The 10,156-nt window shown below is 53.0% G+C and carries 7 protein-coding genes and 1 pseudogene; 4 read left to right on the top strand and 4 right to left on the bottom strand.

Annotated elements, in window-relative coordinates; genetic code table 11:
* The 4 genes and pseudogenes from ACMZ66_RS18140 to ACMZ66_RS18125 all read left to right on the top strand — a co-directional run.
* Positions 1–257: pseudogene (locus tag ACMZ66_RS18140) on the top strand (ethanolamine utilization protein EutN); the annotation flags it as partial.
* Between the two features lie 113 nt (positions 258–370).
* On the top strand, positions 371–1,246 hold the full coding sequence (locus ACMZ66_RS18135; RefSeq protein ID WP_416939334.1) for a branched-chain amino acid ABC transporter permease: 876 nt from the start codon (positions 371–373) through the stop codon (positions 1,244–1,246).
* A 17-nt stretch (positions 1,247–1,263) separates the two neighbouring features.
* Positions 1,264–3,813 (top strand): ATP-binding cassette domain-containing protein, encoded by a 2,550-nt coding sequence (locus ACMZ66_RS18130; RefSeq protein ID WP_416939332.1) that lies wholly within the window; start codon positions 1,264–1,266, stop codon positions 3,811–3,813.
* Positions 3,806–5,026: an amidohydrolase family protein gene (locus ACMZ66_RS18125; RefSeq protein WP_416939330.1), complete on the top strand. Its 1,221-nt coding sequence runs from the start codon at positions 3,806–3,808 to the stop codon at positions 5,024–5,026. The genes ACMZ66_RS18130 and ACMZ66_RS18125 overlap by 8 nt, the downstream gene beginning before the upstream one ends.
* Positions 5,027–5,082: 56 nt before the next feature.
* Here ACMZ66_RS18125 and ACMZ66_RS18120 read toward each other — a convergent pair whose 3' ends face one another.
* The 4 genes from ACMZ66_RS18120 to ACMZ66_RS18105 form a co-directional block, all read right to left on the bottom strand.
* Positions 5,083–6,747 carry a hypothetical protein gene (locus ACMZ66_RS18120; protein WP_416939328.1) on the bottom strand — a complete coding sequence of 555 codons (1,665 nt, stop codon included), beginning with the start codon at positions 6,745–6,747 and terminating at the stop codon, positions 5,083–5,085.
* Positions 6,747–7,433, bottom strand: coding sequence for a hypothetical protein (locus tag ACMZ66_RS18115; RefSeq protein ID WP_416939326.1), 687 nt, complete (start codon positions 7,431–7,433; stop codon positions 6,747–6,749). Before ACMZ66_RS18115 ends, ACMZ66_RS18120 begins: the two co-directional genes overlap by 1 nt.
* A 616-nt stretch (positions 7,434–8,049) precedes the next feature.
* Entirely contained in the window at positions 8,050–9,387 is a 1,338-nt protein-coding gene (locus ACMZ66_RS18110) for a sensor histidine kinase (RefSeq protein ID WP_416939324.1), read from the bottom strand.
* Positions 9,388–9,392: 5 nt separating this feature from the next.
* Positions 9,393–10,073, bottom strand: a complete 681-nt coding sequence (locus ACMZ66_RS18105; RefSeq protein WP_416939322.1) for a response regulator transcription factor — start codon at positions 10,071–10,073, stop codon at positions 9,393–9,395.
* Positions 10,074–10,156: the final 83 nt, after the last annotated feature.

Below are 10,156 nucleotides of genomic sequence, written 5' to 3'. Positions count from 1 at the left end.
AAACGCTTGCAGATGTCACCCCGGCGACCGGCATTGCCAATGCCTATGACGCGACCCTTCTGATTGCTGCTGCGATTGAAAAAGCTGGCACCACCGAAGGTCCGGCCATCCGCGAAGCTATGTACGAAATCAGCGGTGTCGAGGGCATGATCAAAACCTATGACAAGCCGTTCACCCCGGACGATCAGGACGCGCTTGGTCCGGAAGACTACACCTTTGCGCATTTCGTCGAAGGCCAGATCATTCCGATCAAGTAATCGATCTTTTCCATCCCCTGTGCGGTGTTCCTTTTGCACCAGCGCCGCGCGGGGGCTTTATCCCTTTTTGAATGATGCACCCGTCGGGGTGCGCAATAAGCAGGCGACTGGCAATGACACTTTTAATCGCAGCCCTGATCACCGGTATCGGTCTTGGCAGTATGTACGGGCTGATCGCGCTCGGCTTTCAGATCACCTATTCGGTGTCCTCAAAGGTCAATTTTGCCCAAGGATCGATGGTGATGCTCGGTGCTGTATTGGGCTTTGTCTTTTGTGAACAATACGGCCTTCCGGTCATTGTCGGTTATCCGCTTGCCATCCTGTGTTGCGGGTTCGTCGGGATCATGGTCGAGTTTTTCCTTGTCCGTCCGTTTGCCGTGCGCAATTCCGAAGCCTGGCTGATGGCGACCGTTGCTGGCGGCATCCTGCTTGATAACGTTGTTTTGTTTACCTTTGGCAATGAGCCGCGCACTTTACCGTCCGCCTTGGTCGGTGAAAGCTGGAACGTATTTGGGACGGGTGTTTATCCCCAGCAAATCCTGATCCCGATTGCTGCAATCAGTGTGGCATTGGCCCTTCATGCCCTGTTCCGTCACACCCGTCAGGGCCGGGCACTTTTGGCTGTGGTTCAAAACCTTCAGGCAGCCAAGCTTATGGGGATCAACACCACTGTCATGGTGACCGGATCCTTTGCCATTTCATCGATGCTGGCGGGCTGTGCTGGTCTTTTGATCGCACCGCTATTTTCGGTCCATTCCGATATGGGCACGCTTTTTGGGCTTAAGGCCTTTGCGGTTGCCATTCTGGGCGGGATGACATCGGCTTATAGCGTGATGCTGGCTGGCTTCATCTATGGCTTGGTTGAGGCCGGTGTGACCACCTATCTCGGCTCGTCCTATACCTTCATTGTCGTGTTCGCGCTTGTGATCGCGGTTCTGACCATCAAACCAAGCGGCCTGTTTGGCCGGGCAGCAATCAAGAAGGTCTGATGATGATGAAACGCGATATGAAATTTAAAAATCCTATGCCCAAACTTAATAAACCCGTCGCCCTGGATAGCGTCATCATCCTTGCTGTTCTGGCCGGATTGATCGGCGTTTCGATCACGGGGGGCTATACCCAATTCATCATCGGTCTTGTCGCCATCACGACGGTTCTGTGTGTTGGTCTGAACGTTCTTTATGGTCTGACCGGGCTTGTATCACTTGGTCAGGTGGGCTTCTTTGCCATCGGTGCCTATGCCTGCGCTATTCTGACCCTTGCTGGTCTGAACTTCTGGGCAGCCCTTGTTGGATCTACTGTGATTGCTGGTCTTGCCGGATGTTTGTTGGCGTTGTCAGCGGTGCGCATGGCGGGGCCGTTCCTTGCCATGGTCACGATTGCCTTTGCCTTTATTGTTGAACATGGCGCGATTGAATGGCGTGCGCTGACCGGCGGGCAAAATGGCTTGATGGGCTTCCCGATGCCATCGCTGTTTGGCTATGTGTTTAGCGAAACCGATCTGGTGATGCTGTGTGTTGTTTTGGGTGGGGTCGCGCTTTTGGCGTTCCGCCGTCTGGCAACCAGCGGCTGGGGTATGGCCATGACCAGCATGCGCGATGCGGAAATTGCCGCAAGTTCGCTTGGCTATAATGCCTTTGCGGTTAAGGCCAGTGGCTTTGCCATTGCTGCTGCGATGGCCGGTCTTGCCGGTGCGTTGTTTGCACCGCTTATGATGTTTATTGCGCCATCAAATTTCCCGCTTAGCCAATCAATCCTGTATCTGTTTGCCGTCATTCTGGGCGGAGCGGGTACGGTTCTTGGGCCGTTGGTTGGGGCGTCGGTTTCGGTTCTTCTGCCGGAAATGCTGGCCGATTTTGCCGAATATCGTTTGCTGATTTTCGGTGCACTTTTGATTGTCGTTCTCCTCATCGCACCGCGCGGCATTGTCGGTGTTGTTGAACGCTTCATCCCGCTTGCCAAACGCAGTGTAAAACCCATCCCGGCAGATGAGATTGAGGCGGGTCTTAAAGCTTATCCGAAATCAGATAGCCTAAGCGTTGATGACATTTCCATCGCCTTTGGCGGGGTAAAGGCCGTAAGCGGTGTTTCGTTCACTGCGAAGCCGGGCGACGTCACTTCTATCATTGGCCCGAACGGGGCAGGCAAGACCACGCTTTTGAACATAATCAGCGGGTTTTACAAACCAACCGAAGGTGCGGTTCGCATTGGCGATCAGGATATTGCGGGCGAGCCGACTGACTTTGCCGCGCGCAGTGGTATTGCACGCACCTATCAGGCGACCCGTCTGTTTGAAAACATGTCTGTGATCGACAATGTCGTTGCCGGTATTTCTGTTGGTCGCTTTGGCAAACCGTTTAGCGCGATTGCATCCGATGCCAACCGCAACACTGCCGCCGGACTTCTGGCATTTTGTGGTTATCATGGGGATGTCGATATCCGTGCGGGCGATTTGCCCCATGTGGATCGCAGACTGGTTGAAATCGCAAGATCGCTTGCGACCAAGCCTGGCGTGTTGTTGCTTGATGAACCGGCAGCTGGCCTGATGCATGCCGATAAGGTTGCACTTTCCAAATTGCTGCGCCGCTTGGCTGATGCCGGGATTACGGTGGTTCTGGTCGAACATGACATGGAAATGGTCATGGGCATTTCCGATCAGATTTTGGCGGTGGATGCCGGTACCCCGATCATCTTTGGCAACCCGAAGGAAGTGCAGAATGATCCGCATGTGATCGCGGCTTATCTGGGTGATGGCGAAATGAAAGCCCGCCCGCGTCCGGTGCCGTTTGAAGCCGGTGACTCACCCGTGATTGAAACGCTTCGTCTGACGGCGGGTTATGGTGCCGCCCCGGTTCTGCAATCGGTTGATCTGAAAGTCCGTCAGGGTGAAATGGTCGCATTGCTTGGCGCCAATGGTGCGGGCAAGTCGACTTTCCTGACCGCCCTTGCAGGGCTTTTGCGGCCGGTCAAAGGCACGATTGTTCTTAATAACGAATATATCCACGCCCTTGCCCCGCATCAGATTGTCGAACATGGGTTGGTGCTTGTGCCCGAAGGTCGTCAGGTCTTCCCGGAGCTGACCGTGCGCGAAAACATCGAACTGGGCGCTTATAAGCAACCCAAACCGGTCAGTGCGGACGAGCTTGAAGGTATCCTGAAACGCTTCCCGCGGTTGCGTGATCGCATCAACAGCCCGGCAGGTCTTCTGTCTGGTGGCGAGCAGCAAATGATGGCAATTGCACGTGGTCTGGTGGCCAAGCCAAAGGCGCTGTTGCTTGATGAGCCATCCCTTGGTCTGGCTCCTGCCATGGTCGAAGAACTGTACGCCATTCTGGGCGAGCTTCGCGATGACGGTGTGACCATCCTTCTGGTTGATCAGATGGCGACCATGGCGCTTTCGGTGGCTGATTACGCCTATGTCCTTGAACAGGGTCAGGTGGTTGCCGAAGGCAAGGCTGCTGACCTTAGGCAGGATGAACGCCTGATTGCCGCCTATCTTGGCGGGGCCGAGCAGGGCGATAAAAATCAAGAAAAGGTGGCCGTGAAACATGCTTGATTATCTGGTGAGGAACGCCTGCCTGCCCGGTGAGAAGACGCTTGTCGATCTTGCCGTGCAGAGCGGAAAAATCGTTGAAATCGCAAAGGCCATTTCGGCCGATGCGCCCGGCTTTGATGCGGGTGGGCATCTGATCAGCTGCGGTTTTGTTGAAAGCCATCTGCATCTTGATAAGGCCTGTATCTTGGATCGGGCCAAGAATGAAACCGGCACCCTTGCAGGGGCTATCAGTGCGGTGGCCAAAGCCAAAAGCGGCTTTACCGAGGATGATGTCTATCAGCGCGGTGCACGCGTGATTGAAAAGGCAATTACCGAGGGCACGAATGCCATCCGTACCCACGTTGAAATCGATCCGGGTATTGGTCTGGCTGGGTTTAACGCGGTCAAATGCCTGAAAGAAGACTACGCCTGGGCGATGGATATCGAGATTTGCGTTTTCCCCCAGGAAGGCCTGTTTAACTATCCCGGTACCGAGGAACTCCTGCGCGAGGCGTTGGAAAATGGTGCGGATTTGTTGGGTGGATGCCCCTATATGGATACCGATCCAAACGGACAGATCCTGCGTCTGTTTGAAATGGCGCGCGAATATGATGTCGATCTCGATTTCCATCTGGATTTCGATCTGGATGGCAGTTGGCGTCATCTTGATGAAGTTGCCAAGCAATCGATTGCCTTTGGCTGGCAGGGGAGGGTGATGATTGGTCATGTCACCAAGCTGTCAGTGCTGCCCAAACCCGAACTTGAAGACACAATTGCCCTGATGCGCGATGCCGGGATTGGGTTGACGGTTCTTCCGGCAACCGATCTTTTCCTGACCGGGCGCGATCATGATCATTCGGTGCCGTGTGGTGTCGCTCCGGCGCATAAGCTTGCCGCGCACGGGGTCTGCTGCACGATTGCAACCAACAATGTGCTTAATCCCTTTACGCCTTATGGCGATTGTTCGTTGTCACGCATGGCAAATCTTTATGCCAATGTCAGTCATCTTTCGACCGAAGCCGAACTTGAAAACTGCTTTGCCATGATCGCTGATGCCCCGGCCAAACTTCTGGGCAGATCCAACAGGATCGCGGTCGGTGAAGCTGCGAGCTTCATCATCCTGCCCGCCAAAAGCCGCGCGCAGGTGGTATCGGAAATCAGCCGCCCCGTGTGGGGCATGAAAGACGGGCGGGTGACGTTCGAACATCCCGCCGCAAGGCTGTTTCGGCCATAAGTCAGACAAAAGGGGCAGCCCGCCGGTTGCCCCTTTTGTCTGAGGAATGGTAGCCGCTATTCTACAATATGCCCCTTCTTGTCGTAGATGAATCCGGTGCCGTCAGGGTCAACAATCCATGCCTTGCCATTTTCAAAGAGGTTGGCTTCTTTTGCGGGCATGGGGTCAAACGCGAATTTTCCATCCCAACCGACATATCCATATTCATATGCGCTGGAATAGCCATCCTCGACTTCCTCTCGCGACTTGATCAGAATCAGATCTTCGGAATAACCCTTGTACTCCCAGCCTTCCGGCAGCTTTAGACGCAACTTCAACCGGTTGTCGTAGATCAGTTCCTGATACGTATCTTCATCTCGCCGTGTAACGACCAGATTGCCATCGCGGAGCCTGAAATATGTCGCTTGGAACCCGAAGACCGGCTCTGTGTCGTCCTCATGTACAAGAACTTCGCCTTTGGCATTGATGACCACCCATTTCACAACATCGACCAGCATGGTGTAGCGCGTAGAAGCACCGCCTGAACATTTACCGCTACAAAGGCCGATGGTACTTCCTGTTTCCTCGCGTGTTCCTTCGAACCTTTTGACAACGCCGATGCCTTTAAGTTCGTCGTAGCAACTTTTATACTGAGCTTCGAGCACAACTTTACCGTCTTTATTCTTGTACCCGCAGCGATAGTCATCATCTTCGCCAACTGAATACATAACCAGGGCATCAAGCGGCGATGGCAAGCAGTCACGATAGCCAACGAGTGAATTTGGGGCCTCCTCGTGGCTGCTTGGTATTGCAAAGGTCATGCATTGACCGATCCTTTTGTGGAGGTAATCAGCCTTCGCCATCAACGTTCTATTGGCTGGAATATAGGCATTTACGCGCGCCTGTACCTCTCCGACCCGATGGTCACGGTATGCACTTTCAAACATGTATCCCAAATAGGCGTCGATGTTTTCCGGCGATGAATTCAACGGTTTATCATCATTATGGGCTCTTGTTGCTGCGGCTGCTCGTTCCGCTGAACGCTCGGCGCTCTGCTGCTGTTCTTGCTGCACAACCTTCAAATCTTGTTCAGCAAGCCACTTTCGGACGCCATGAAGATCGATTTGGGCTGTCTGTACGGAATGCGGTAAAGATGCACTGATTTTTCCGGACTTCAGAAGTTCGCGATAATGGGATCGCGCGCGTTCTGCACGATCCCCCATGTCATACCCGTTGTCCTGGAAAAGTTCGCCCCAATCCGGGCTTTCGGGCATTGTGAATGCAAGTTTCGGGTCATCGGACTTTGAGAAATATCCGGGATCACAAGTGACCCAGATATTATCAGTCAGGCTGGTGAAGAAATTCAGCTTCACATCATAAAGAACAATCTTGTCGACAGCCTCTCGCGGCAAATTTCCGGCATGGCCCCTGATGTTCGTGACAAGGGTATTGTCAGTCTGTGCCTTGTTGAACCCCCAAGTTGCCGTGCAATAGACAACCGGTTCACTCCAAAGGGTATAGACCATAAGTTTGGCTGTGATATCGACCGATGCCATTCCCTCGCCATCCGTTCCCCACCCGTCAAGCATATCGGCAGGGAACGGAATCTGCACATCTTTGAAGGTGATGGTATCTGTTTCGACCCTGGCAATTTTGGTGATGTCGTCTTCGGCCAATGCTGGAGCCGAAACCAGCACAATCGTGGCAAGTGCAGTTAAAACGTGCCTGAGTTTTGACAGCATCACAGGACTTTCCCCTCGGAAATTTTCAGAGCTTCGTTCGAAAAGTCAGCACATTCACCAGCAAGGGCAAGATAGGTATCGGCATACCGTTTGGCGGCCTCCCTTAGCTGATCGCGACTGTGCAGGTAATCTCCATGACCCGAAATCCGATAGGTTATAAAAGCATAGTAAAAATAATAACTTGGCGGAAGTTCATCGGTTTCCTGACGAGCTTTTCCCAGATAATGCAGACTCAGGGGATAGTCCAGATCCTGGAAGCTTTTGCCAGCTAAGAAAAGGTAATATACGAGATCTGATTTGACCTGTTTGTAATGACTGTTGCTTTCGAGTGTTTCTTTATGCGCAGCCTGTTCCTTGCTGAGTATCAGATTGAGCGGTGCGGGAAGATCGCCTTTGGAGACTGTATTGCCTTGCAAGCCCAGCTTTTTCATAAAGGTGCTGAACCCGCTTTCCTCACAGGATTTTTCTGTTGAGGCCGTGGCGGCCATCGCCATGGTGGCGGCATGGCCTTTGCCAACCAAATGGGTTCCCCAAATGTCAGATGATATCAGGGCGGTAACTGACAAGAAGGTTGTGCAGATGATCTTCAAGCGTCTTGCTGCTTTGGGTGAACCCTTGCTGTGACCGCGTGGCAAGGTCAGTAAGTCCCTTGTGTTCGGGCTGAATGCTTTGTTGTTTTTAACCATGCTTTGTTCTCAGCAACTTGTACCGCCACACGGTATGACCGAGGCTCTGACAATTTCGAAACGGAAATCAATAATTTCTATATCTGTCGATTTGGGTTGATGATGCAATCAATAGTTCATCGGGTTTGCCGGTTTTTTCTGTTTGGTTGCCGGGACTTAAACAAAAACAAGGGCAACCGAAGCGTTTTGAAACAAAAAAGCCTGTCGATGCATCACTGCACGGACAGGCTTTTTGCTGACAGGGTGGGCCACCTGTTGGCTTGATATCAGGCGTTATTTCGGCGAACGTCCGTACTTGCAGGTGACGTCAATGTCACAACGGTTAATGCCGATATCATCCAGAAGTTTGCTGGGCGGCTGTCCTTATATGGATACCGATCTCCATGGGCAGATCCTGCGCCTTTTTGAAATGGCGCGCGACTATAATGTCGATATGGATTTCCGACCTTGATGCCCGTCCAAAGCCGCGCATAAGTGGTTTCCGAAATCAGCCGCCCGATCTGGGGCATGAAAGATGGTCGGGTAACGTTCGAACATCCGGCGGCAAAGCTGTTTCGGCCGTAAGTCAGACAAATAAAAAAAGGGCAGCGGATGGGCTGCCCTTTTTGTCTGAGAATTAGTTTTCAACCAGTTCGGGTTTGCGCTCAACCCGCGTTTCGGAGCCGGGGTCGAGGCAAACCAACATGCCGCCATTGGGCAGATGCGTTGGCGTGCAGCTCCAGTCGAGGCGTTCACAAATCCGTCGGACAAGTTGCAAGCCGATGCCCTCACCCTGCGGGGTGGTGCATTGGCCGTTGCAGGTCAGGATGGTGTTTTTAACGCAGACCTCGGTCCCGGTCAGTGTGATGGTGACCTGACCCTTGGGGGTGTGCTGGAACGCATTGCGGATCAAGTTGGATACCACGATCATCAGGGCTGCTGGCGATGTTGCGATTTCGGTTTCCCGGCTGTCGGGGATGAAGTCACAACTGACATGCTTGCCCTCAGTCAAATAGGAAAGATCGCTGATTTCCTGCTCGATAAAGGCGCTGAAATTGATCGTTTCAGTCTGACCGAGCGGGGCGTTATCGCGGCCAAGCCACAAAAGGGTTTCAAGCAGTTGTTGCATGTTGCGGTTGGCGCGCTTGATACGCGATGTGACACGCGCCTGCGTTTGGTTTAACGGGCTTTTTTCAAGCAGTTCGACATTGCCCGACACAATGGTAACCGGCGTGCGCAGCTCGTGGCTGGCCTGACGCAGGAATTCACGTTCACGGGCAACAAATTTGTCGATCTGATCAACCGATCTGTGCAGTTCGCGCGCAACGTCATTAAGCTCTTCAAAGCCGAAATCAGGGATTTCTTCACCCAATCGATCTGCGGTCAGATTGTTTGCCCAGTCTTGCAAATGCTCAGACGGTTCGGTCAGGCGTTTGCCAATGATCCACAGGAACCAGGCAAAGATGCCAATCACGATCACGGCAAAGGGTACTGACAACCAAGCCAGTTTATGCAGGCGTTCAAAGAACACGCTGTCGCCATCACCCGCGTGATAGGTCTGCAGGATCAGGATTTCGCGCCCATCGACAGCTTGATGCGGGAAAACCAGAAATATCGGATTATCCGGGTTTTTGGCATCGGCATAATTGTCGGTATTGATATAGAAAAGCTCGTCGATTTCCAGATCGCTTGGCTTGGCATAGGCACGCAATTCAGCCGGAAGCGCATCGAAGCTTTCGAACGTTTCGATGTTAAAGCCCTTGGGCAGGGACGCATCCGGGTTGCGGGCAAGCTGATCATCATATTGTTCGGCAATCAGCTGAAGCTGAAAGGCGGCCACCATCCACTTGCCATAAAGCATGTAGAAATTCAAAACAGCCGTATAAAGCACAAGCGTGATGACAAGACCGAGCAGCACATAATTGCGCACGAAGCGTGAGAAGGATCGGGTCTTGGGTGCGCAACAGGTATTCATAACGGCTACTCGCGAAGGGCCACGCCCTGGCCCGGAATGGTGTGAATCAGATTTTGCTCAAACGGTTTGTCGATCCGATGACGCAATTTGTAAAGATGCGTTTTCAGCGCATTGGTATCGGGCGGATCGCCCTGCCACAACGCCATCGACAGGCGTGAACGGGTGACAACGCGTGGGCTGTTTTGCGCCAGAACTTCCAAAATCGTCCAACCCGTTGGCGATACACTTATATTCTGACCCGCACGCACGACCGAGCGGTTTTCAAAATCAATGCGAAGATCGCCAAGGGCGAAACGCTTTACCTCGCCACTGCGTCGGCGGGATAACACGCGCGTGCGCAAAAGAAGCTCTTCAAGCTCGAACGGTTTGACAAGATAGTCATCTGCACCGGCATGGAACCCTTCGATCTTGTCATCAAGCGTATCGCGCGCGGTCAGCATCAAGACCGGGGTATCGATCCCTTCATCACGCAGCGCCTTGCAGATGCTGATGCCATCGCGAAATGGCAACATCAGATCAAGCAATATGACGTCATATTCGCCCGTCTGCGCCATCTGATAGGCGGTTTCACCATCATAGGCATGGTCGCATTCAACGCCTTCGATCGTCAGATAGTCACTGACGGTGGCGGCGATATCCATATTGTCCTCTACCAGAAGGACCATGATGTTGGCGGTTGCTTTCATTCACGTCATCTCGTTATGCGCGACAGCTCCAGCATGCCGCAATTTGTTCAACAGGTCAGCCGGAAACACCCGGCTTCTCCGTT

This window comes from Thalassospira sp. (genome assembly GCF_048059015.1).
GTDB lineage: Bacteria > Pseudomonadota > Alphaproteobacteria > Rhodospirillales > Thalassospiraceae > Thalassospira.
This window is presented reverse-complemented; position numbering and strand designations above follow the sequence as displayed.

What these genes read in the sequence shown, in the direction of transcription:
- ACMZ66_RS18130 (WP_416939332.1), top strand. Translation starts at nt 1,264, where the DNA reads ATGAAATTTAAAAATCCTATGCCCAAACTTAATAAACCCGTCGCCCTG.
- ACMZ66_RS18125 (WP_416939330.1), top strand. Translation starts at nt 3,806, where the DNA reads ATGCTTGATTATCTGGTGAGGAACGCCTGCCTGCCCGGTGAGAAGACG.
- ACMZ66_RS18120 (WP_416939328.1), bottom strand. Translation starts at nt 6,747, where the DNA reads ATGCTGTCAAAACTCAGGCACGTTTTAACTGCACTTGCCACGATTGTG.
- ACMZ66_RS18105 (WP_416939322.1), bottom strand. Translation starts at nt 10,073, where the DNA reads ATGAAAGCAACCGCCAACATCATGGTCCTTCTGGTAGAGGACAATATG.
- ACMZ66_RS18110 (WP_416939324.1), bottom strand. Translation starts at nt 9,387, where the DNA reads ATGAATACCTGTTGCGCACCCAAGACCCGATCCTTCTCACGCTTCGTG.
- ACMZ66_RS18115 (WP_416939326.1), bottom strand. Translation starts at nt 7,433, where the DNA reads ATGGTTAAAAACAACAAAGCATTCAGCCCGAACACAAGGGACTTACTG.
- ACMZ66_RS18135 (WP_416939334.1), top strand. Translation starts at nt 371, where the DNA reads ATGACACTTTTAATCGCAGCCCTGATCACCGGTATCGGTCTTGGCAGT.